The sequence below is a fragment of the Providencia sp. LY12 genome, from assembly GCF_057621555.1.
Window position 1 is genome coordinate 1,682,917 of sequence record NZ_CM172594.1, and the last position, 19,957, is coordinate 1,702,873.

Genomic DNA, 19,957 nt, shown 5'->3' on the forward strand with positions numbered 1-19,957 from the left:
TCAAAGTTTGCGCTAAACATTTGCGCCAATTTTCCGATAAATAAATAAGTGAAAAATTTTGAGTGGCTAGCGCTGAGATTGAGTCAGCCAATCAAAGCGCTCAGTCCCAAGAATAGGAAAAGCTTATGCTGAACAATGTAATGAATAATGCGCTCAGTGGTGTGAACGCTGCGCAAGGCGGGTTAAGTGTTATTTCTAACAACTTAGCGAACGCCGGCGTAGGTTACTATCACCGCCAAAGTGCTGTTTTCGGGGAGAATCCCGGTACGATGACACCTAATGGTTATTTTGGTAACGGCACCTATTTCAGCCATGTTCGCCGTGAGTTTGATGAATTTGTTAATGCGCAATATAGCCAATCCCGCGCGCGTAGCGGTGATTTCGAAGCGTATGTGAAAAACTGCAACAAAGTTGATGATTTGCTGACAAACGATGTCGAAGACTTGTCTGGTAGCATCGGAAGCTTCTTTACTGCGCTGGATACAGCTAGCAGTGATGCGAGCGACAAAACGCTGCTTGATGTTTTCTTAGGTCAATCCAACGCGTTAGTTTCTCAATTCAAAGAAGCTGATAAGCAACTGCAAGAGATGGAACGTGATATCAACCGCCAAATTGAAAATAAGGTGAAAGATATCAACATCTACGCAGAAAAAATTGCGGGATTAAACCAACAAATCGCGCGCGTGCGCTCCGTCAGTGGTTCAGAGCCTAATGACCTGCTGGATGTGCGTGACCGCTTAGTGAATGAAGTTAACTCGCTAGTTGGCGTTAAAGTTATCGAGCAAAATGGTAACTACAACGTGACCTTTGCCAACGGTTTACCGTTAGTCACGGGCGAAAAAGCTAACCGCTTAGAAGCGGTGCCATCTTCAAAAGATGACAGCCGTTTTAGTATTGGTTTTGTGGGTGCGAATGACCAAGTTCGTGAAATTCCTGACGAAGCGTTCAAAGGCGGTGAATTGAGCGGTATTTTGCGTTCACGCCAAGAAGTGCTCGACCCTGCTTATCAAAAAATCAATAAATTAGCGTTAGTTTTCGCGACTAAATTTAATGAAATCCACCAAAAAGGCTTTGATTCTAATGGCGAAACTGGCAAAGACTTTTTCGCGATTGGTAAAGGCTCTGTGGTCAGCAACACCTACAATACTGGCAAAACTGACTTTGACCTGAGTTACAGCGATGTTTCTCAAGTGACGGGCAAAAACTATGAAATGCGTTTTGATGGCGGCAAATGGAATGTGACCCGTTTACCAGATGGCGTTGACGTCAAAGTTGATACTAGCACTCCAGGCTCACTGAAATTTGAAGGTATTGAACTCAAAATCACGACCAATTCTCCTGCACAAGGAGATACTTTCGTCGTTAAACCGATGAATGGCGTGATTAACAGTATGTCAACGCTAGTGACGGATTCTTCGCAGTTTGCAAAAGCAGGCAGCAAAGATGGTGGTCCAGGAGATAACGAAAACATCAAAGAGTTAGTTAAGCTGCAAGATCAAAAACTGATTGATGGTGGCTCGACGTTCTCTGATTTTTACGCAACATTAGTCAATGATGTGGGAAGCCGCACTAAGCAAGCGCAAATTGATTCTGAAACCCAGAATAAAATGACCGAAAGTTTCTATCGCCAAGAGCAAGAAATTTCAGGGGTCAACATGAATGAAGAGAGCATTCAGATGCAAAAAATTCAGCAATTCTTTAATGCTAATGCTCAGGTATTAAAGACGGTTGATGATTTATTCAATGCATTAATGCGTGCGTTCTAATTAATTAAAAATACTGGGTTTTAATCAGAATTTAATAAGGATTTAAGCGATGCGTTTAAGTACCAATATGATTTTCCATCAACGCTTGCAGGACATGAATAGCGCCCAATCTCGTTGGATGGAGGCAGGGAGCCAAATAGCTTCAGGACACCGCGTAAATAAGCCTTCGGATGACCCGCAAGCGTCATCCCAAGCCGTGCGTATTAACCAGTCTGAAAACCGTAACCAGCAATATGTGACCAGCCGTGGTTTCGCGAAAACAGGTATGACGCTGCAAATGAGTATTCTGACTCAAATGACGGATGTCACGACGCAAATCGATACCACTATCATTCAAGCCTCTAACCAAGGTGCTCTGAGTGATAAAGACCGAAACTCACTGGCTGAGCAACTGACTGGTCTAAAAGATCAATTGGTTGCCCTGGGTAACACCACCGACGGTAATGGTCGCTATATTTTTGCAGGCTTTAAATCCGATAAGCCGCCATTTGAAATTGATGCTGACGGTGAGGTGCTGTACCACGGTGGCGATAAGCCAATCACTCAGAACGTCGCGAGTGAGCGTGAAATGACTACCTATTTCACAGGTGCACAAGTGTTTGAAACCGATGGTGGGGGGATGGTCAATGTGTTTAAAGCATTGAACGAAGGCATCAAAGCGCTGGGCATTCCACAAGAAAATGCACCGCAAGCGGATTTAGACAGAGCGCAAGCGGGTATAGACACGGCTAACCGTGGTATCAAAGCGGCATTGGATCAAATTTCCAATATCGAAGCGAAGCAGGGTTTACAGCTGCAAGAAATTGATAAACTTGATTTCTTAGCGGATACCCGTTCAATCCAGAATTCGGCACGTAAAAGTGAGTTGTTAGAGACTAACTGGACCGCAGCCACAACGGATTATTATAAAGAGAAGGCGATGTTCCAAGCTTCTCAAGATATTTTCAAAGATCTAAACAGCATGTCATTATTTGGCGGCCGTTAATTGATTTTTACCGCACCCTGTAGCAGTGGCATGTGTATCGGGTGCGGGTTTTCTTCTGAGATTATTTTCAATTTTCCCTTCTGATTTTTCTCGCCTAATTTTTTAGCGTTTTAATATTTATATTCCAATCTATATTTCCGCTTTTCTCGTTCGAAATAACAGAGTTTATTTTTCTGTTGTTGGCTTATAGTATTTTTCACGATAAATTTGACCTTTGTTTTTTGCTTTTTAATAAATTGCTGAGTAAACAATAGGTTATTTGTTAACTGAAAACGGAAGGTATTTTGGTGTATTTTGCGCTAATCGGTTGTTGTGATTTGTTTTATCTCTGATAAGTTATAGTTCACTGCCGTACAGGCAGCTTAGAAATTGATAACCTGTCGCGATAGGCACAATCCAACGTTCACTGCCACATAGGCAGCTTAGATGTATAAATATAAAAAACATGAATAGCGCATCCAGTTAATTACCCGATATAACTCTTTTTTATTTATCACCATAGAACGTACTTTATCCCTTACGGAGGATATTCTTGATTTATCCCCTTTAGGGGGTAATTTTCTTTTAGCCTTTATAGGGTATAAAAGAAATGATAATTGTCGGAGGTAAAATGAAAATAACAACTCCCCTTATGCTATCTACCACAATTCGTGAATATCGTAAGAAAAGCAAATTGACTCAAGCAGAAACTGCTGAACTAGTGGGAATTAAGCAGGCTACGGTCTCAGATTTTGAAAGCAAACCGGAGTCAACAAAACTTGGAACATTATTCAAAATTCTTGCTTCCTTAGAGTTGGAGCTTCGTGTAGTAGAGCGAGGTTCAACACTAGGTGAGGTTAAAGGCTGGGATAAGGAGTGGTGAGTGTTGAAAACCCAGATGCTGTTGCTGCTATAGATGGTAATCTAGTTGAAATGAATATGCCTTCAATAATTAATTATGAAGTAATATAAATAATATAAGAAGGTGAAAATGTTTTAATTAAATCTAAAAATTGTATCTAATTTAGATTAATGTATTCGGCTTTGCTTTAGCTTTCAGTGATATATTGAAATTGGAAAACTCCATGGCATTTTCCTCGTAAAAATTAATTCTATTACACATGATTTCAATTAGTGAATGGTCAGGTTCATATTCAATTAAATACTCTATTAATTTAATTGTACGTTCGTGGTTTTGACGAGAATAATTTGTACCAATAACAGGGTAAATTGAATGATTAACTAGGATGGTAATTTTATTTGGTATCATAGATATGTTACCTAATCTAATGGTTGTGTTAGCAAGGTCTGATTTTCATCAGTGAAAATTTAGCAATATTTATTGGCTTTTTCAAACTAAAAAATTAGGCTCATTTTTTATATAAAAGTAGACTGTGCTTTATATTATCTAGTTTTAATAAAAATTGATTTTATCGAAATAATTAATTGTTCTTTATTTCAATATTATTGGAGAAAGAAATGAAAACTCATGCAGAATTACATAGTGAATGGATGAAAAAACTAGAATATCGTAGAGCTTACGAAATAGAAGAGCGAAGTAATACGTCGGTGGAGATAGTTATATTAGAGCTAGAAGACGAAAATGACTTTTTTGAAAGCTAGTAGACTGAGTAAAATGAATGGCTAACATTACTTGGGTGACCTACTGATTACAAGTCTGTAGGTCAACCTCAAACCCACAAATTAAACATCAACGACAGCTGCTCAAACGCTTGATGGATCAGGCGTTCTGTATAGCGTGGAAGGATAGAAATAATCAGCCCCAACATGCTGATACCAATAGTTAATGTGAGAGGGAAACCCACCACAAACACCGATAATTGCGGCGTCATTCGGTTTAAAATACCGAGGGATAAGTTGAGGATTAAAAACAGCGTAATAAACGGCAGAGCGAGCATTAACCCATTGATAAAAATGGTATTCGCAAATTGCAAAAATACCCAAAAACCATCACGGTGAAGAGGGGCGGTTTGGATAGGGATCAGCTCAAATGAGTTTGTCAGAATATAAATCAGCCACAAATGCCCATCGAACGACAAAAACAGCAGCAGCGTGATTAAATTTAAAATTCGTCCAAGGATCGGCATATTGGGACCGCCGGTCGGGTCAAAGAACGTCGCGAATGACAATCCCATCTGTAAACCAATCACTTCCCCCGCATGACGTACCGCGGCGAAAGCCATCTGCATGGTTAATCCCATGGCGGCACCAATCACGATTTGTTGTACACACACCCATAATCCCATCGCTGAAAATAGTGGAATGGTTGCGACAGGCAATTGTGGAGAAATGACTAAAACGGTAAAAAATGCGAGGGCGATACGTACCTTACTGATAGCCTGTTTTTCATTAAAAAACGGGGCGGTACCAAACAGGGCTAAAAGGCGAACAAAAGGATAAAAACCTTGGCTTAACCATAGCGTGAGGGTTTCGCTGGTAATGGTTAACATGATCAGCCAATGATAAACGGTAAGTTACTAAACAATGTGCGGATATAGTCCGTAAGCAGGTTTAGCATCCAAGGTCCCGCGATGATTAATACCGCAATTACCGATAAAATCTTAGGGATAAACGACAACGTCATTTCGTTCACTTGGGTAGCCGCTTGTAGCAGGCTGATAATCAAACCCGCTGCCAGTGCGGCTAGCAGCAAAGGCGCCGCCAGCATCAATGCGATTTTCATCGCTTCTGTTCCCATTGCCATTACAGATTCAGGTGTCATATGTGCTCCTAATTAAAAAAGCTTTGGGAAAGGGAACCGAGTAGTAACTGCCAGCCATCGACTAACACAAATAGCATTAGCTTAAACGGCAATGAAACCGTTGCAGGTGGCACCATCATCATCCCCAACGCCATCAATACGCTGGCAACCACTAAGTCGATAATCAAAAATGGGATAAAGATAGTAAAACCAATCTGGAATGCCGTTTTTAGCTCACTGGTAATAAACGCCGGAATTAAAATGCGCATTGGCACATCTTTGGCTTCTTGGATATCACCCACCTTGGCGATACGCGCAAACAGCGCTAAATCAGATTCACGGGTTTGCCCAAGCATAAAGGTACGCAGTGGCGCAGTGCCTTTTTCTAATGCGGTTTCTAGGCTAATTTTATCTTCGCTAAAAGGTTGATATGCCTCGCGATAAACCTGATCGGCAACCGGGGACATCACAAAGAATGTGAGAAATAAAGCTAAGCCTAATAAGACTTGGTTCGGTGGTGCTGACGGAGTACCTAGGGCGTTACGGAGTAACCCTAATACGATGATAATACGGGTAAAACTGGTCATCATCAGCAACATTGCAGGGATAAAACCCAGCAAGGTTAAAAACAGTAACGTTTGAACGGGCAACGACCAGGATTGACCACCATCGGCTAATGTATGGCTGATCACGGCAGGCAATGCCGCAGAGGCAGATTGTGGCAGAACAAGTAACAGAGCGCTGATAATGGCAGCAGGTTTTAAAGGTGACATGGGCGCTTCCGGTTACTGTTTTTCAGGTGCTACAGCGTTAGCAGCATCCTGTTTTTTCTTGAAAATCGACTGAAACGTTAACGGTTCAGAGGCAAAGTTCACAACATCATTTTCTAGTGGTGCAGGGTACTGGTGCAGCAAATTCACGGATTGTGATGTGACGCCTAGCACTAAATATTCGTTATTCACTTCCACCACGACAACGCGCTCTTTGCCACCCAGAGTACAACGACCTTTCACATTAATCAGTTGCTGCTTAACAAGCGGATTACGTCCAAACCCAAATGTCTTAAACAGCCATGCACCCAGTAAGATCAGTAAAATGATCCCGCCAAGTGCCCCTGAAATCTGTGCTAAGCTATCATTTTGGTTGATAGCTTGTGCAGAGTTACCTTCGCTGCTGACGGTGCTGGTCAAAAAAGGCTTTTGAGTGTGCGCCGAATCAATCTGTGAAGGTGGTGTCTGCAAGGATGCCTCGGTTTGCAAAGGTGCGGCTGTTTCGTCAGACATTTTTAACGGCTCAAGCGGCGCATACGTTCTGATGGTGTGATGATGTCAGTGATACGAATACCATAATTGTCAGACACCACGACCACTTCACCTTGGGCAATCAAATAGCCGTTGATCAGGATATCCAGTGGTTCACCAGCTAAGCCATCTAAAGAAACCACAGAACCTTGAGACAGGCTCAGCAATTTTTTAATCGTCATTTTAGTGCGACCCAGTTCCACTGATAGGCGAACCGGAATATCCATGATCATATCGACATCAGATAACTGATTTAATGGATTTTGCCCATCGAAATTATCGAAATTTTGCATACCTGCGGAGGCGGATTCCGCTTGTTTTTGCTGTTCCAGCGCCTCAGCCCACAGATCCTCTTCATTGTGGTTGGTTGATGCATCAAGAGAATTCTTCGCCTCACTCATTGGTACTTTCCTCATCTAGAGTGTTTAAAACAGGATTAATCAAATGTTCCACACGCAGCGCATACTGGCCGTTTTGGGTACCGTATTGACTGGTTAATACTGGCACGCCATCAACATTGACGATAAGACGGTCAGGTTTCTCGATAGGGAGCACATCCCCTTTTTGCAATTGCAGTAAGCGAGAAATACGCAGCGGGATCTCAACCAAATTGGCAATCAGTTCAAGTTCTGAACGTTTTACTTGCGTGACTAAATTGGTTACCCACGCTTCATTTTCTTGATGCCCTTGCTCCATTGGTGGGTTAATTAACCGTTCACGCAATGGTTCAATCATGGCAATAGGAATACAGATACTGAACTCACCGACGGTATTACCAATTTCCACTAAGAACGGGGTTGTCACCACGATATCGTTCGGGGAAGTGGTGATGTTGGTGAATTTAACTTGGATTTCAGAACGCACATACTCGACTTCCACGTCAGCAATTGGCTTCCACGCATCACGGTAAGCGCCTAAAGCCAGCTTCAGCATACGGTTGATAATACGTTGTTCTGTATTGGTAAATTCTTTGCCTTCAGAACGGACAGGGAATCGACCATCTCCCCCAAACAGGTTATCCACGGCGATATACACTAACGCAGGTTCAAAAGTGAACAATGCGGTGCCGCGAAGCGGTGGCATGTGGATCAAGTTTAGGTTAGTTGGAACTGGCAAGTTACGCGCAAATTCATGATAAGGTTCGATTTTGATGGCACCAACCGTGATATCTGGGCTGCGGCGCAACATGTTAAATAACCCCATACGAAACTGGCGGGCAAAACGCTCATTAATAATTTCCAAGGACTGCATACGTTCGCGAAATACCCGACGTTGGGTATTCGGGTCATAAGGGCGAACGTTGTCTTTGCCTTGAAGATCCGTGGATGGCTGCTCGCTTGATGGCGCGTCATCATTGAGTAGCGCATCAATTTCAGCCTGAGATAAAATATTATCGCTCATGGGTCTTATCGCAGAATAAAAGTAGTAAATAACACGTCTGAAATATCCTGATCGGTATCGCCTGGGATCAGGGTAGGGGTAAGTGTCCCCTTAATATCTTTCATTAATTGCAACTTACCTTCGTTAGTACCCATGTTTTTAGATTGCTGTTCTGACAGCAATAACAGTAGGCGGCTACGCACTTCTGGTAGGTATTCATGAAGTTGCTTACGCGACTTTTCATTCGCTAGACGTAAGGTGATGTGGATATAGAGCACGCGATCTGCCGCATTGTTTACCCCTGGCAGGTTAACGGTAAACGGTTCTAATTCCATAAAAATCGGTTGAGGCATATTTGGGCGTTTTTCTTCCCCATTCGCAGTCTCCTGCGCCTCTTGTTTTGTCGTCCACCAGCTGTAACCACCGAAACCTGCACCGGCTAAGGCGATGAGGGCAAACAGTAAAATTAACCCTTTGTTCGAACGTTTAGATTGATTGCGTGAAGACGACATGTTGCAAAATTCCTGTTGTAAATGCCAAACCCATACGGAGTTTTATACTTTATGATCTCTAGCATTATCCCTAGATTGGGAAGAGTTAAAGGAGTGAAAAACGAAACAAAAAGGCGGTAACTCGACGCTTTAGACCTGAAATTACCGCCATTAGATTATTTCTTAGGCAAAGGTATTAATTCCACCTTGATGTGTTGGCAATTTAACCCCACTCACGCTGGCATGAGATTCACTGATACCAACCGCGCCCATTGTTGGATGGGTTGGCTGAATTTGCCCATCATGTTGGCGAGATTGCTGTTCCGCGTTTGATTGACCGCTAAAATTATCTTGTCCCACAGAGCCTTGCGCTAAATGAATACCACTTTCCTGCAATGCACTGCGCAGGACTGGCATCATGCTTTCCATTGCAGCACGAACATGGCTATGTGGAGAAACAAAGTGCATCACGGCTTGATTATCTTCGATACGTAAATGCACATTTAGGGAACCTAACTCTTCAGGATGTAAGCGAATTTGCGCTTGAGAAACCCCTTGGCGAGAGAAAAACAGCATTTGTTGGCTAAGTTGTTGTTGCCAAGCTTCAGTACCAAATGGTACAGCAAGGTTCATGGTTGGCGTTGGCATTGCAGGCGTTGCCGTTGGCATTGGTGTGGCAGATGGTGTCGCCATAATACCGGCTACATGCGTTACAGAAGGCGTCGCTGTATTGTTAAATGCGCTGCTTTCAGTTTGAACACTAAAAGCCCCTTTAGCACTGTTTTGCAGATTCTGGGTATTTTCAGCCGTTGCACTGGCGATTTGTGACAATGATTCTGTGCCTGGCGCTTTTTTACCGAGCGACATCGCATCTTGATTCAGATCTTTTGTTGGGATTGTGCGTGGATTATCTAGTGCAAATAACGCTTGATCGCGACGCTCACCGACCTCTTTTTTGCTCATTAAAGCGAGTGTCGGTTCATCGGCTTCCCCGGCGAGCTGCAATTGTGCTCCAGCCAAGGTTTTATCATCAAATGGCGTCACGTTACGCGCCACATCTGTCAGTTGTTGCAGTGTTTGAGTGAACGGAGTTGCAGAGGATTTCTCCGCACTGGTTTGCGGGTTAGCGGCCGCTTGAATACGCTCATCCATGGCTTGTTTTAATTGGCTAATTAAGGCGTGTTCCTCGCCTTGTTTACCTGTTAATAGCTCCGCTTGCAGTGGTGATTGTGCATTGAGGTCACGGCGGAAATTCAGCTGTGCTAAGGTATTTTCAGCTTGTTGTTTTTGAGTTAACTGATTTTCTGTGGTCGCAATTTTGTCCGTTGCTAATGGCGCGTCAGTGGATTTTTCTGAGGCGGCAGTGGCTGCATCAGATTGTTTTTGCTCACTGATCTGTTGGTTCAAAGGCGTTTCGTTAGCACTGCCATTAAGAGTCAGGGCGCTATCGCCATTTTTTTCTGGCAATTGCTGGTTTTCAAGGACTGCCTGAAAGGGTACGGCAGGCGCTTGATTTTCATCAATCTGCTTGTCTCGCGGCTGTTCTTTCGCTGCATTAGCGGCAGGGGCAACCGGTAACAGGTTTGCATTGACGTCCATTTATTGGGTTCTCCGTAAAGTCGCGCGTTGAGCAAATTCATCCATCTGTTTCTGCTCTAAGCGATTTTGACGTTGGCTTTGAGTGTGTTCTGCACGCTGGATCAAGGTATCGAACGCATTGACGCGTTGCTGTTTTTCTTGCCAATGACGATTGGCGTCACTGACACGTTGTTCCCAGAGCGTTAACTGTTGCTGTTGCTGCTCAATAGTTAGCTCCAAGGTCACAAGAAATTGCTGATAGTTTTGCCATTTGTCCGAGTCCATGCCCGTGTGCAACGTTTGGTTTAATTTCTGCCGATATTCCGACTGATAGTTTTCCAACATGTGCAATTGCTCCGCCATTTGCGTGTGCGTTTGGCGGACTTGAGCAAGGACTTTAGCCGCTTCCTCTGAGGCATCTTCTGCTAAGCTCAGTAAGGTCGCTAATGCATGACTATTGGACATCGCATTCCTCGTTATTCATTGGGAACAACATGAGACAGTTGTTCACAAGCGGTTTGATAATCACAACGTTCATCAATATCTTGCTGTAAAAACTTCGACATTCTTGGGTAATACTGAATTGCGGTATCGAGCATTGGGTCGCTACCCATGGCATAAGCGCCGACGTTAATCAGGTCACGGTTGCGTTGATAGCTGGACGTGAGCTGTTTAAAGCGCTGGATTTTGCGATAATGTTCTTTGGCGATAAGTTCCGTCATTGCACGGCTAATGGATGCTTCAATATCAATGGCAGGGTAGTGCCCAGATTCTGCCAATGAGCGTGACAGAACAATGTGCCCATCTAAAATAGCGCGAGCGGAGTCGGCAATCGGGTCTTGTTGGTCATCCCCTTCGGTCAATACAGTATAAAACGCGGTAATCGAACCGCCGTTTTTACCATTACCAGCACGCTCAACCAATGCAGGTAATTTTGCAAACACGGACGGTGGATAGCCTTTGGTTGCTGGAGGTTCACCGACAGCAAGCGCGATTTCACGCTGTGCCATGCTGTAGCGTGTGAGTGAATCCATGATAAGCAATACGCTTTTACCTTGATCACGGAAATATTCTGCGATGCGGGTAGCGTAAGATGCCCCTTGCATTCTCAGTAACGGCGAAACATCCGCAGGCGCGGCGACGACAACGGCACGGCGTAACCCTTCAGCACCTAAGATATTTTCAATAAAGTCTTTAACTTCGCGCCCACGCTCACCGATCAACCCAACGACAATAATATCCGCTTGAGTGAAACGCGCCATCATGCCGAGTAAGACGCTTTTACCGACGCCAGAGCCTGCAAACAGCCCCATACGTTGACCGCGACCGACAGTTAACAGCGAGTTAATCGCTCGTACGCCCACATCTAAAATATCGTGGATTGGTGTACGCTCTAGCGGGTTGATGGATGGCGTGATTAGCGGCGCACGTTGTTTGGTTTCCAGTGGTCCTTTGCCATCTAATGGAGTGCCTTGTGCATCTAATACGCGCCCAAGTAATTCATTGCCGAGTGGCAGTAGGCGACTCGTTTGTCCGTCTTCTCCCGAAGTTTGCGCATACACGCGCGCACCCGGGGAAATACCTTCGAGGTCGGAGAGCGGCATCAACAACATGCGAGGGCCGTTAAAGCCAACCACTTCGCAGACAACTTCGTCAGTGCCACCATTAATAATGCGTTCGATATAGCAGGTGGCGCCTAAAGGCATCTTAATGCCTTCGGCTTCCATCACGAGACCGGTAATTTTGGTCAAACGTCCATAGCGGCGTACCATCGGAATGCCTTTCATGCGTGACTCTAAGTCATCAAGAGACGCTATCCAACGGCCGAGTCTCGCAGTCATGACAAGCTCTCCGGTGCATACAGACGGCATAATTCTTGCCAGCGAGTGGCTACGGTCATATCAATTTCACCATCTTCAGCGACCACGCGACAGCCACCCATATGCAGGCTTGGGTCGGCGACTAAGCGCCAGCCATTCAAGTCTAACAATGAGCCTAAGTGTTGTTCGATAAGCGCCACATGATTCGGGTTCACATGCAGTTCAGGCTGGCTCGCAAATATCGGTTTTTGTTGCATTAAATGGCTAATTTCTTCTAACAGCGCGGTACCATCGCACACGGTAGATTGCCCTAACACTTGCTTCGCGGCAGTTAGCGCGATTTGCAGTAATTTGGTAGTAACGACAGTGTCAAAAGTATCTAGCGAATAGTGAAATTCTGATAACAGTTTCTGCCACGTTTCAATTACCGGTTGCTGAAGAGCGAGGGCTTGCTCGCTCCCTTGCTGCTCACCAGAACGTAAACCTTCCGTAAAACCAGCTTGATAACCCTCTTTTTGACCTTTTTCAAAGCCTTGTTGAAAGCCCGTTTTCTGGGCATCCTCTTTGATGTTATCCAGCAAGTTGATCTGCTCGAGCACTTCTTTTGGCTCTAAGCAGGGGACTTTCGGCGTGTTTGGCTCAGGAACGTCATTCAACGGCGGAATAGCCGATGAATTCAGATCCCATTGATTAAGTTCCCGTAACTGCCAAGGCTGCCACTGCTGATTATTTTTGGATGTATTAGACATACACGTCGTCTCCACCACCAATCGCGATTTCGCCTTTCTCCATTAAGCGGCGAACAATCATCAGAATAGCCTTCTGCTCGGTTTCCACTTGTGACATACGGACTGGTGCTCGAGATTCCAGGTCGTCGCGAACAATCTCGGCTGCACGCGCTGCCATATTGTTGAGGAAATGGTCGCGTAGAGCTTGGTTGCTGCCTTTGAGGGCAATAACCAGCGAGTCGGTAGACACGTCTTGCAGAATGCGCTGAATGCTGCGGTTGTCCACTTCGATAAGGTTTTCGAATAGGAACATTTCGTCGATAATGCGTTGAGCCAGCTCACCATCGTAATCACGCATGGCATCGATAACGCTTTCTTCTTGCTGATTTTTCATCAGGTTGATAATTTCTGCCGCGGTTCTTATGCCACCCATTTTGCTGCGTTTGAGGTTCTGACCGTCTAGCAGGTTGTTCAGAACTTCGGTCAGCTCAGCTAATGCGGCTGGCTGAACACCACCAAATGTTGCGATACGCAGCATAATGTCGTTACGCTGACGCTCTTCGAACAGTTCTAAAACATCGGCCGCTAAGTTGCGTTTTAAGTGAACCAAGATTGTGGCGATGATTTGCGGATGCTCGTCGCGAATAATATCGGCAACCGTTTGTGGCTCCATATAGTTGAGGCTTTCGATACCCGAGGTGGTCTCTTGCTTCTCGAAAATATCTTCTAACAGGCTGGCAGCACGTTCTTCCCCAAGGGCTTTGACCAACACCGAACGCAGATAGTCGTTGGTGTTGATATTTAAGGCGGCAAACTGAATTGCCGACTCTTCAAACTCGGTGAGCACTTCCGCCAGTTCGTTGTTGGAGATTTGGCGCATGTTGGACACCGCCATACTCAATTGCTGAACCTCTTTGGGATTCAGGTGCTTAAACACTTCAGCTGCCTGATCTTCGCCGAGTGTCATCAACATCACGGCGCTTTTTTCTGTTCCAGTTAAATTCATTGGGATTTTCCTAACCACTGACGGATAACCATTGCCACAACTTGTGGGTCTTTCTCTGCCATTTCACGAATACGCTGGCTTTGAATTTCAGCGCTAACACGTTGGCGAGTAAGACGGCGACGGGTTTTCTCGTCCATATCTTCACTAATTTCTTCTTCCACCACGAACGGCGCTTTAACTTGAGATGCATTGGCAATAGAGATTTCTGCATCGATTTGCGCTTGTTGAGTTTTGCGATATTTCACCCACTGAGGTTTGATACCAAAGCGCCACATAAACCACGCAATCAACGCAATCAGCAAGATTTTGCCGTAATCTAAAGCTTGACCAATCACCTGTGGGTTATTCAATAACGATGGCTCTTCAACCACTGGAGTATCGTCAGTAAATAAGGAGTTGGTGATATTGATGGAGTCGCCACGCTGCGCGGAATAGCCCATCGCTTCACGGGTTAATGCATCAATTTGCTGCAACATTTCCGGTGGGAGCGGCTTCATTTCTGGACCTTTCTCACCTTCTTGGGATTGGTAATTGACGATCACCGCAACAGACAGTCGATCAACGACACCAATTTGGCGCTGTGTGTGACTGATTTTGCGATCCACTTCGTAGTTTGTGGTTTCATCACGCTGGGTATTAAGGGTGCCATTACGGGTATTTCCAGCAGTTTTTCCATCAGTGCTTTCTTTATTAGCCTCAATCGGTGCACTTGGTGCGCTGGCCGGTTGGTTTGATAATGCACCGGGTACGCCACTTGGGCCACCGTTGCTGTTTTGCAGGCTTTCGCTATTCTGGCGAGAGCGAACCGCAGCGGCATCAGGGGTTTGATTTGGCTTGTACTCTTCAGACGTCTGCTCAACTTTTGAGAAGTCCATTTGCGCGGTGACTTGCGCGTGAATATTGGCACGACCGACTAATGGCGACAGAATATCTTCAATGCGCTCTTTAAGATGGGCTTCCATCTCTTTGGTCATTTTGATTTGTGCGCTATTGGCAGATTGTTGGCTGTTGTCGTTATTGGTCAGCAGGCGGCCTGTTTGGTCGACAATGATCACGTTTGCGGCGGTTAAGCCGGTTACGCTGCTTGAAACCATATGGACGATGGCGCTAATTTGCCCTTCATCCAACATTCTGCCTGGCAATAAACCGACAGTGACCGAGGCGGTCGGCAGTTTTTGTTCACGGACAAATAAGGTTGGTTTAGGAATAGCCAAATGGACTCGAGCGCTTTGAACTGGGCTGAGGGATTCGATGGTGCGAGACAGCTCGCCTTCAAGGGCGCGCTGATAGTTGATTTGCTCGCTAAATTGGCTGATACCAAATTGTTCTTTATCAAGCAGTTCAAAACCGGTATTGCCACCTTTCGGTAGACCTGATTGCGCCAGTTTCAAACGTAATTCATGGACTTTATCAGCAGGCACAAGAATAGCGCTGCCGTTATCCGCGATTTGATAAGGGACGTTCATCTGGGTCAATTGACCGACAATATCGCCACCATCTTTTGCACTCAGGTTACTCAGTAGCACACGGTAGTCAGGGCTACGGAACCAGAGGAGCAGGGCGACAATAATAGATATCGCAGCAGCACCGGCAATAATTAATGGTATTTTAGGGTCGGCTTTGATGCTTTCGATCAGTGAGGCAAAACCTTTTTTGGCCTCCCCCGTATCTTTAGATGCGGTACTCATAAATATTCCCTGCTATGCAAACTAAACGGATGAATATACGTTTGGTGAAACAATCTTATTTCCCTCTTCGTAACCTCATTTTTTTACGCTGCTATTATTTATTGTCTTGATGCAATCTAATGACGGAATCAGCCTATAATTTTGGTGTTATTTATCGGCTTCAAGTAAAAAACGGTGTGGTAGGGTAGGCAAACTAAAATTCGTGACGGCAATTTTTTGCTCAACTTATCGACTAACCGAAGAGAACAGAATGACGATTCAAGCGATTGAAGGGGTGGTTTCCCAATTAAATGTGGTGGCAACGCAAGCGGCACATAACACCAAACCCGTTGTAGAGCCGGTGGGTTTTGCCGATCATTTAGTGGCATCTGTGAACCAAATCAATGAAACCCGCGTACAATCTGCGCAGAAAGTGCAAGATTTTACCCTCGGTAAGCCGGATGTTTCATTAAATGATGTGATGGTCGATATGCAAAAAGCCAGCTTGAGCCTACAAATGGGCATTCAGGTGCGTAATAAGCTGGTAGCAGCGTATCAAGAGATCATGCCAATGCCAGTGTGATTGGTTTATCTATTTGAATATTATGAATTAACTGCCTTGTCATTGCCTTTGTGGGGCAGTGATGGGGCATTTCTATTCAAAATATCAATTTGGCTAGCATCATTTTCTGTCATCCATGCACCATATACATCATGAACCATTTTTGATGATGCGTGCCCCATTTGCGTTGCAATGAATGCAGGGTTGGCTCCGGCTGATAGCATCCAACATGCGTACGTGTGCCTTGTCTGATACGCTTTCCTGTGTCTAATCCCTGACTTTCTTACCAGATAGTTCCATATTTGACCAAATCCACCCGGAGAGTAGAATTTTGTTTTCAACCCATTCGCTGCAACGATGTTTGGTTGAAAAACAAAAGTGCACGTATCCTCTCTTGATTTACCGAATTCCCTTGTTGATACATTAACAATCTCTGGTTGGGTCATTCTAGTTAAGACCATTTGAGATTTTAAGCACTCAATAACAGGGTCAAGCATATAAATAACCCTATCTGTTCCTGCCTGAGTTTTTGGAAATGTAAATTCACCTACAATCGATAGATTCCTTCTTACTGTTAGTGTTTTCTCAGTGAAATCTATATCTTCCCAAGCAAGCGAGCAAAGCTCACCCGGTCTCAATCCTGTATACACAGATGTAATTAACATGTTTCTTGACTGCTCATTATTGGCGGCACTAAGGAGTCTAGGAAACTCATTTTGTGTTATTGGATCTGGTTTTGGTCTATCTTTTTTCAATGGCTTTATTGATGAGAATATATTTGTACTAATATATCCATTATCAAAAGCAAAATTAAAAATATGTCGAAGCAATCCAATATAGTTATTTACTGTTGGAACTGTTCTGCCTATTTTGTTTGTTTTATGCCCTCTATCCAAAGTTGGCGATGTTAATAAGTTATTTCGTATTAATAAAATATCCTCAGTTTTAAATGTTGATACGTTTCTTTTTGTATTAATAAAATTAGATACTGCATTTAAAATAGTAATGTACTTTTTTAATGTGCTTGACGATATTTCAACGCTTTTAATTTCTATCCACTTGTTAGCTAATTCACCATAGGTTATTACTCTATCGCCAGAGCTATATGTGCTGATATTTTTTGACTCAGGGAATTCAACCGAGTAATCAAAAGCGCCAGTTTTTATTTTGTAGCAGATGGCTGTCCTTAGCTCACCTGCTAACTTCCTGTTTTTGGGTGTATCAGGTATCCCAAGAGTTTCCCTTACTCTTTTTCCTTTGTATGTGAATGATATACGAAGGCTTTTACCATGTACTTCAACACCTGTTGGGTATTTTATTTTCATAATGCACCTATTGAGGTTGTGAATTTCTTTGCTTCTCGATCCAGTTTATGATCGCCTCGTGATTGTACATGCATTCTGAATTTTCTTTAGGGCTTCCGTCCGGTGAAATGTGAAGATATTCTCTACCAGCAGCCCAAGACTTTTTCCTTGCAGATTTGATTGTCCCTGAGCGCATACCTGTAATCATCATAAGCACATCTTCAGTAACCCACTTACTCGGATTTAGAAGAACAACATTATCCATTATTAATCTCCTTATCTATCGTGCGCACGTAGTAATTCAGCCACATATTTGCTGGGCATTTTGCTAAGTGTTCTTTTGTTAGGGTGAGGGTGAAAGTCGGTAGGTAATCTTTAAGTATTGCTGTACTTTGTTTATCGCTGAGTTTTTTGAGTTGCTTTAATTTGTCACGGCATTCCCTTGCTATCTTTCTGCGTCCGTTCTCAAGCGTTACATCATCCATTCTTCCGCTTATATTGTTCATTATCATCTCCGCAATCTTTACTGCAATATGCGCTATTTGGTGCCGTTGGCATTTCTTCGCACCAGATGCACATTCCGTTTATTGACATAATTACTGGCTGGCGATTTGATAATGCTGCTTGAATGTGTAATTGTTCTAGTTCGTTTGCTGAGTCGATAATATCCATAATTATTTCCTATATCCTTTGACTGATATATTTCCATTTTTCTTTCTGACTATCCATACTTGCATGTCTTTATATGCATATGCACAATCTATATTTTTAGATGGTATGAAGCCAATTAGGCATGTATTGCAGAAATCAATTAACTCACTGTCATCTTTACTTTTAACTGTTGTTGTTATTCTCATTCTCCGCATCCTTCATTAATAAATAAACTTCCATAGCAGCGCGATATAAGTTATTTGTAGTTACATAAAATGGATGACGGCTACAAATCCATAAGTCACCATTAAGTTGATGAACTGCGGCTATCTTATTATCAATAATAATCGGCATTGCGTAGGCTGGGTTGTTGCAGGGGTCGAAATTACCTCTATTTCCTTCTGTTTTATATTTATCATCAACAACAGTTAGAGATAGTGCAAACCCGCCAACATGTAGTGCAACCTTTTTATTAATCTCGAAGTCAGATAGTTCGGTGTATTTATTCATTGATTAACTCCAAAACGTATGGTTTAAACGCATGTTCAGCGCCTTCTAATTCACAGAAAACATAAAGAGAATGAACAAAAGTTACAGTAAATATTTTGTCTTTATTGTTAATGTATTTACTTGATTGTTTAAACCTAACCTTATCGCCGACTTTAAATTTCATTTGACTAACTCCCAAAATATAGAATTGCTTCGTGAACAAATTGGGTCACGCTTAACAATTCCTTTATTCTCTAAAGTATTTAAATGTTTCCTTAGAGCTTTATTCGTAATTTTAATGTCATAACGCTTTTCCAGTCGATGCCTTAAAAGCCAAGAGCATAACCAGCGTTCTTCTGTCAATAATTTTATAATTTTCTTTTCATACATTATCTAGTCACCTCACCACACTTAATTTCAACATCCCGTACCATCATTATCTGCATAGCACGGCTCTCGCATTCTTGCTGTGTGTATATTTGATCAGATACAGGCACAGCAGAACCCTGTATTAGCATGAGTAATACATATCCGATTATTTGTATGGTTATTTATCTAGGCGGTAGAGTGGGATTACTTTAAATGGTAGCCCGTGTGAATCGAAAAATATTTCAATAATTTCTGACTCTTCAGCGCTTTTAGTTATTACCATGCAATCAGATTTACCAATTGATGGATACATCCAAGCGACAGGCTCCAAGTTATTAATTAAACTCTCGCGTGATGCTTGCCAGCTAATCCACATAATATCTACGTGGTGGTCAGCGTAATTTAATCCGTTATTTGCACGTTTAAGTTTTGATTCAAATTCTGACGGGTCGCTAAGTTTCTTTATTGTCTCTTCAAATTGCTGCCTTGATTTATCCATGCTTACTCCTGAATTTTAGGTATAAAAAACCCTGCTAGTGCAGGGTGGTTTTCATCGTATCAATAAAAATCGAGATATTTTTTAGGCTAATCCTACATAGAGCTGCATTTTTATAAATTACGTTATCAGAGAGTAACCAAAGACTAAGTTCTTCATTGTATCTCATAATATCCAACATCATGGAATATATAGCTTCAAAGTATTTGCTATTTGTACTTGTTGCTAAGCCTAGTAGATTCTCAATGCTAGATAGTTCGATTCTTTTGAGATAATTATTGTTAGAGCGCATGTTTTCATTAACACTTGTTATTAGAAATATATCTCCATTGTTTTTGCTTGTTATATTTACTAAATTTCTTTTTTCTAATTTAGAAAAAACACTTTCCGCATGATTTAATTCACTTTTAACTCTTTCGCACTCGGAAATAATCATCTTTAGAATTGATTTCTCCACTTCACGTGCTAATTTTTTAGCATCGTTCCTCTGCCAGAAATAAACACCTATAGTTGCCAAAATACCAAATGCAGAGGTAAAACTAAAAAATGTACCCCACTTATTATTGTCATCAATGTTCCAATAACAGAAAATGGCGTAGGTAATTGACATGAAAATAACAAACACAATAGGCAAATAAAAAAGCCATTTTTTGTTCATAACCC

At 43.0% G+C, this 19,957-nt stretch carries 27 protein-coding genes; 5 read left to right on the forward strand and 22 right to left on the reverse strand.

The window, feature by feature from the left end; translation table 11 throughout:
- Positions 1-125: 125 nt before the first annotated feature.
- The 3 genes from flgK (at position 126) to ACY3ZI_RS07725 (ending at position 3,613) form a co-directional block, all read left to right on the forward strand.
- Positions 126-1,766, forward strand: a complete 1,641-nt coding sequence (flgK, locus tag ACY3ZI_RS07715) for a flagellar hook-associated protein FlgK (protein ID WP_132494655.1) — start codon at positions 126-128, stop codon at positions 1,764-1,766.
- 49 nt (positions 1,767-1,815) lie between these two features.
- Positions 1,816-2,751, forward strand: coding sequence for a flagellar hook-associated protein FlgL (flgL, locus tag ACY3ZI_RS07720; protein WP_487376861.1), 936 nt, complete (start codon positions 1,816-1,818; stop codon positions 2,749-2,751).
- A gap of 610 nt (positions 2,752-3,361) precedes the next feature.
- Entirely contained in the window at positions 3,362-3,613 is a 252-nt protein-coding gene (locus ACY3ZI_RS07725) for a helix-turn-helix domain-containing protein (protein ID WP_211885226.1), read from the forward strand.
- 141 nt (positions 3,614-3,754) lie between these two features.
- Here ACY3ZI_RS07725 and ACY3ZI_RS07730 read toward each other — a convergent pair whose 3' ends face one another.
- Positions 3,755-4,000, reverse strand: coding sequence for a hypothetical protein (locus tag ACY3ZI_RS07730; RefSeq protein ID WP_487376869.1), 246 nt, complete (start codon positions 3,998-4,000; stop codon positions 3,755-3,757).
- A 209-nt stretch (positions 4,001-4,209) separates the two neighbouring features.
- On the opposite strand from ACY3ZI_RS07730, the gene ACY3ZI_RS07735 reads away from it, so the two are divergent.
- Complete coding sequence (locus tag ACY3ZI_RS07735; protein WP_211885228.1) at positions 4,210-4,353, forward strand: hypothetical protein; 144 nt, start codon at positions 4,210-4,212, stop codon at positions 4,351-4,353.
- 68 nt (positions 4,354-4,421) lie between these two features.
- Here the strand turns inward: ACY3ZI_RS07735 and fliR are convergent, their stop codons facing one another.
- The 13 genes from fliR to fliF all read right to left on the reverse strand — a co-directional run bounded on the left by fliR (position 4,422) and on the right by fliF (position 15,444).
- Positions 4,422-5,201: a flagellar biosynthetic protein FliR gene (fliR, locus tag ACY3ZI_RS07740; RefSeq protein ID WP_036951417.1), complete on the reverse strand. Its 780-nt coding sequence runs from the start codon at positions 5,199-5,201 to the stop codon at positions 4,422-4,424.
- 2 nt (positions 5,202-5,203) lie between these two features.
- The gene (gene fliQ, locus ACY3ZI_RS07745; protein WP_036951410.1) at positions 5,204-5,473 is read right to left on the reverse strand and encodes a flagellar biosynthesis protein FliQ; all 270 of its coding nucleotides are present in this window, start codon (positions 5,471-5,473) and stop codon (positions 5,204-5,206) included.
- An 8-nt stretch (positions 5,474-5,481) separates the two neighbouring features.
- Complete coding sequence (fliP, locus tag ACY3ZI_RS07750; RefSeq protein ID WP_132494659.1) at positions 5,482-6,225, reverse strand: flagellar type III secretion system pore protein FliP; 744 nt, start codon at positions 6,223-6,225, stop codon at positions 5,482-5,484.
- A 12-nt stretch (positions 6,226-6,237) separates the two neighbouring features.
- Positions 6,238-6,735 carry a flagellar biosynthetic protein FliO gene (fliO, locus tag ACY3ZI_RS07755; protein WP_211885235.1) on the reverse strand — a complete coding sequence of 166 codons (498 nt, stop codon included), beginning with the start codon at positions 6,733-6,735 and terminating at the stop codon, positions 6,238-6,240.
- Positions 6,736-6,737: 2 nt separating this feature from the next.
- Positions 6,738-7,154, reverse strand: a complete 417-nt coding sequence (fliN, locus tag ACY3ZI_RS07760) for a flagellar motor switch protein FliN (protein WP_036951399.1) — start codon at positions 7,152-7,154, stop codon at positions 6,738-6,740.
- Positions 7,147-8,154, reverse strand: coding sequence for a flagellar motor switch protein FliM (gene fliM, locus ACY3ZI_RS07765; RefSeq protein ID WP_036951396.1), 1,008 nt, complete (start codon positions 8,152-8,154; stop codon positions 7,147-7,149). Before fliM ends, fliN begins: the two co-directional genes overlap by 8 nt.
- Positions 8,155-8,159: 5 nt before the next feature.
- Positions 8,160-8,645 (reverse strand): flagellar basal body-associated protein FliL, encoded by a 486-nt coding sequence (fliL, locus tag ACY3ZI_RS07770; protein WP_036951392.1) that lies wholly within the window; start codon positions 8,643-8,645, stop codon positions 8,160-8,162.
- 162 nt (positions 8,646-8,807) lie between these two features.
- Complete coding sequence (locus ACY3ZI_RS07775) at positions 8,808-10,223, reverse strand: flagellar hook-length control protein FliK (RefSeq protein WP_487376887.1); 1,416 nt, start codon at positions 10,221-10,223, stop codon at positions 8,808-8,810.
- On the reverse strand, positions 10,224-10,667 hold the full coding sequence (fliJ, locus tag ACY3ZI_RS07780) for a flagellar export protein FliJ (RefSeq protein WP_036951388.1): 444 nt from the start codon (positions 10,665-10,667) through the stop codon (positions 10,224-10,226).
- A gap of 11 nt (positions 10,668-10,678) precedes the next feature.
- Positions 10,679-12,043: a flagellar protein export ATPase FliI gene (gene fliI, locus ACY3ZI_RS07785; protein WP_211885237.1), complete on the reverse strand. Its 1,365-nt coding sequence runs from the start codon at positions 12,041-12,043 to the stop codon at positions 10,679-10,681.
- The gene (gene fliH, locus ACY3ZI_RS07790) at positions 12,040-12,771 is read right to left on the reverse strand and encodes a flagellar assembly protein FliH (RefSeq protein ID WP_036951383.1); all 732 of its coding nucleotides are present in this window, start codon (positions 12,769-12,771) and stop codon (positions 12,040-12,042) included. Before fliH ends, fliI begins: the two co-directional genes overlap by 4 nt.
- Positions 12,764-13,756 (reverse strand): flagellar motor switch protein FliG, encoded by a 993-nt coding sequence (gene fliG, locus ACY3ZI_RS07795; protein ID WP_006657530.1) that lies wholly within the window; start codon positions 13,754-13,756, stop codon positions 12,764-12,766. Before fliG ends, fliH begins: the two co-directional genes overlap by 8 nt.
- Positions 13,753-15,444: a flagellar basal-body MS-ring/collar protein FliF gene (fliF, locus tag ACY3ZI_RS07800; protein ID WP_487376891.1), complete on the reverse strand. Its 1,692-nt coding sequence runs from the start codon at positions 15,442-15,444 to the stop codon at positions 13,753-13,755. The genes fliG and fliF overlap by 4 nt, the downstream gene beginning before the upstream one ends.
- Before the next feature lie 250 nt (positions 15,445-15,694).
- Between fliF and fliE the strand changes: the two genes are divergently transcribed.
- On the forward strand, positions 15,695-16,006 hold the full coding sequence (gene fliE / locus ACY3ZI_RS07805) for a flagellar hook-basal body complex protein FliE (protein ID WP_487376893.1): 312 nt from the start codon (positions 15,695-15,697) through the stop codon (positions 16,004-16,006).
- A gap of 20 nt (positions 16,007-16,026) precedes the next feature.
- Here fliE and ACY3ZI_RS07810 read toward each other — a convergent pair whose 3' ends face one another.
- From ACY3ZI_RS07810 to ACY3ZI_RS07845, 8 genes are all read right to left on the reverse strand, one after another.
- On the reverse strand, positions 16,027-17,310 hold the full coding sequence (locus ACY3ZI_RS07810) for a site-specific integrase (RefSeq protein WP_487376895.1): 1,284 nt from the start codon (positions 17,308-17,310) through the stop codon (positions 16,027-16,029).
- Positions 17,311-17,317: 7 nt separating this feature from the next.
- On the reverse strand, positions 17,318-17,554 hold the full coding sequence (gene xisR, locus ACY3ZI_RS07815; RefSeq protein WP_006659470.1) for an excisionase family protein: 237 nt from the start codon (positions 17,552-17,554) through the stop codon (positions 17,318-17,320).
- On the reverse strand, positions 17,547-17,795 hold the full coding sequence (locus ACY3ZI_RS07820; protein WP_487376897.1) for a hypothetical protein: 249 nt from the start codon (positions 17,793-17,795) through the stop codon (positions 17,547-17,549). Before ACY3ZI_RS07820 ends, xisR begins: the two co-directional genes overlap by 8 nt.
- Positions 17,767-17,961, reverse strand: a complete 195-nt coding sequence (locus ACY3ZI_RS07825; RefSeq protein WP_487376899.1) for a hypothetical protein — start codon at positions 17,959-17,961, stop codon at positions 17,767-17,769. Before ACY3ZI_RS07825 ends, ACY3ZI_RS07820 begins: the two co-directional genes overlap by 29 nt.
- Before the next feature lie 162 nt (positions 17,962-18,123).
- Positions 18,124-18,450 carry a phage protein NinX family protein gene (locus ACY3ZI_RS07830; protein WP_487376901.1) on the reverse strand — a complete coding sequence of 109 codons (327 nt, stop codon included), beginning with the start codon at positions 18,448-18,450 and terminating at the stop codon, positions 18,124-18,126.
- A 159-nt stretch (positions 18,451-18,609) separates the two neighbouring features.
- Positions 18,610-18,819, reverse strand: coding sequence for a winged-helix domain-containing protein (locus ACY3ZI_RS07835; protein WP_487376902.1), 210 nt, complete (start codon positions 18,817-18,819; stop codon positions 18,610-18,612).
- Positions 18,820-18,976: 157 nt separating this feature from the next.
- The gene (locus tag ACY3ZI_RS07840; RefSeq protein WP_487376904.1) at positions 18,977-19,297 is read right to left on the reverse strand and encodes a phiTE_015 family protein; all 321 of its coding nucleotides are present in this window, start codon (positions 19,295-19,297) and stop codon (positions 18,977-18,979) included.
- 34 nt (positions 19,298-19,331) lie between these two features.
- On the reverse strand, positions 19,332-19,952 hold the full coding sequence (locus ACY3ZI_RS07845; protein WP_487376907.1) for a hypothetical protein: 621 nt from the start codon (positions 19,950-19,952) through the stop codon (positions 19,332-19,334).
- Between the last annotated feature and the right edge of the window lie 5 nt (positions 19,953-19,957).

Bases quoted from the DNA above. Each gene is read 5' to 3' on its own strand.
- ACY3ZI_RS07830 (WP_487376901.1), bottom strand. From the start codon at position 18,450: ATGAATAAATACACCGAACTATCTGACTTCGAGATTAATAAAAAGGTT.
- ACY3ZI_RS07820 (WP_487376897.1), bottom strand. From the start codon at position 17,795: ATGAACAATATAAGCGGAAGAATGGATGATGTAACGCTTGAGAACGGA.
- flgK (WP_132494655.1), top strand. From the start codon at position 126: ATGCTGAACAATGTAATGAATAATGCGCTCAGTGGTGTGAACGCTGCG.
- fliM (WP_036951396.1), bottom strand. From the start codon at position 8,154: ATGAGCGATAATATTTTATCTCAGGCTGAAATTGATGCGCTACTCAAT.
- ACY3ZI_RS07725 (WP_211885226.1), top strand. From the start codon at position 3,362: ATGAAAATAACAACTCCCCTTATGCTATCTACCACAATTCGTGAATAT.
- fliI (WP_211885237.1), bottom strand. From the start codon at position 12,043: ATGACTGCGAGACTCGGCCGTTGGATAGCGTCTCTTGATGACTTAGAG.
- fliF (WP_487376891.1), bottom strand. From the start codon at position 15,444: ATGAGTACCGCATCTAAAGATACGGGGGAGGCCAAAAAAGGTTTTGCC.
- fliR (WP_036951417.1), bottom strand. From the start codon at position 5,201: ATGTTAACCATTACCAGCGAAACCCTCACGCTATGGTTAAGCCAAGGT.
- flgL (WP_487376861.1), top strand. From the start codon at position 1,816: ATGCGTTTAAGTACCAATATGATTTTCCATCAACGCTTGCAGGACATG.
- ACY3ZI_RS07840 (WP_487376904.1), bottom strand. From the start codon at position 19,297: ATGGATAAATCAAGGCAGCAATTTGAAGAGACAATAAAGAAACTTAGC.
- fliQ (WP_036951410.1), bottom strand. From the start codon at position 5,473: ATGACACCTGAATCTGTAATGGCAATGGGAACAGAAGCGATGAAAATC.
- fliN (WP_036951399.1), bottom strand. From the start codon at position 7,154: ATGAGTGAGGCGAAGAATTCTCTTGATGCATCAACCAACCACAATGAA.
- fliO (WP_211885235.1), bottom strand. From the start codon at position 6,735: ATGTCTGACGAAACAGCCGCACCTTTGCAAACCGAGGCATCCTTGCAG.
- ACY3ZI_RS07835 (WP_487376902.1), bottom strand. From the start codon at position 18,819: ATGTATGAAAAGAAAATTATAAAATTATTGACAGAAGAACGCTGGTTA.
- fliG (WP_006657530.1), bottom strand. From the start codon at position 13,756: ATGAATTTAACTGGAACAGAAAAAAGCGCCGTGATGTTGATGACACTC.
- ACY3ZI_RS07730 (WP_487376869.1), bottom strand. From the start codon at position 4,000: ATGATACCAAATAAAATTACCATCCTAGTTAATCATTCAATTTACCCT.
- xisR (WP_006659470.1), bottom strand. From the start codon at position 17,554: ATGGATAATGTTGTTCTTCTAAATCCGAGTAAGTGGGTTACTGAAGAT.
- fliH (WP_036951383.1), bottom strand. From the start codon at position 12,771: ATGTCTAATACATCCAAAAATAATCAGCAGTGGCAGCCTTGGCAGTTA.
- ACY3ZI_RS07845 (WP_487376907.1), bottom strand. From the start codon at position 19,952: ATGAACAAAAAATGGCTTTTTTATTTGCCTATTGTGTTTGTTATTTTC.
- fliP (WP_132494659.1), bottom strand. From the start codon at position 6,225: ATGTCACCTTTAAAACCTGCTGCCATTATCAGCGCTCTGTTACTTGTT.
- ACY3ZI_RS07735 (WP_211885228.1), top strand. From the start codon at position 4,210: ATGAAAACTCATGCAGAATTACATAGTGAATGGATGAAAAAACTAGAA.
- fliE (WP_487376893.1), top strand. From the start codon at position 15,695: ATGACGATTCAAGCGATTGAAGGGGTGGTTTCCCAATTAAATGTGGTG.
- ACY3ZI_RS07810 (WP_487376895.1), bottom strand. From the start codon at position 17,310: ATGAAAATAAAATACCCAACAGGTGTTGAAGTACATGGTAAAAGCCTT.
- ACY3ZI_RS07775 (WP_487376887.1), bottom strand. From the start codon at position 10,223: ATGGACGTCAATGCAAACCTGTTACCGGTTGCCCCTGCCGCTAATGCA.
- fliJ (WP_036951388.1), bottom strand. From the start codon at position 10,667: ATGTCCAATAGTCATGCATTAGCGACCTTACTGAGCTTAGCAGAAGAT.
- ACY3ZI_RS07825 (WP_487376899.1), bottom strand. From the start codon at position 17,961: ATGGATATTATCGACTCAGCAAACGAACTAGAACAATTACACATTCAA.
- fliL (WP_036951392.1), bottom strand. From the start codon at position 8,645: ATGTCGTCTTCACGCAATCAATCTAAACGTTCGAACAAAGGGTTAATT.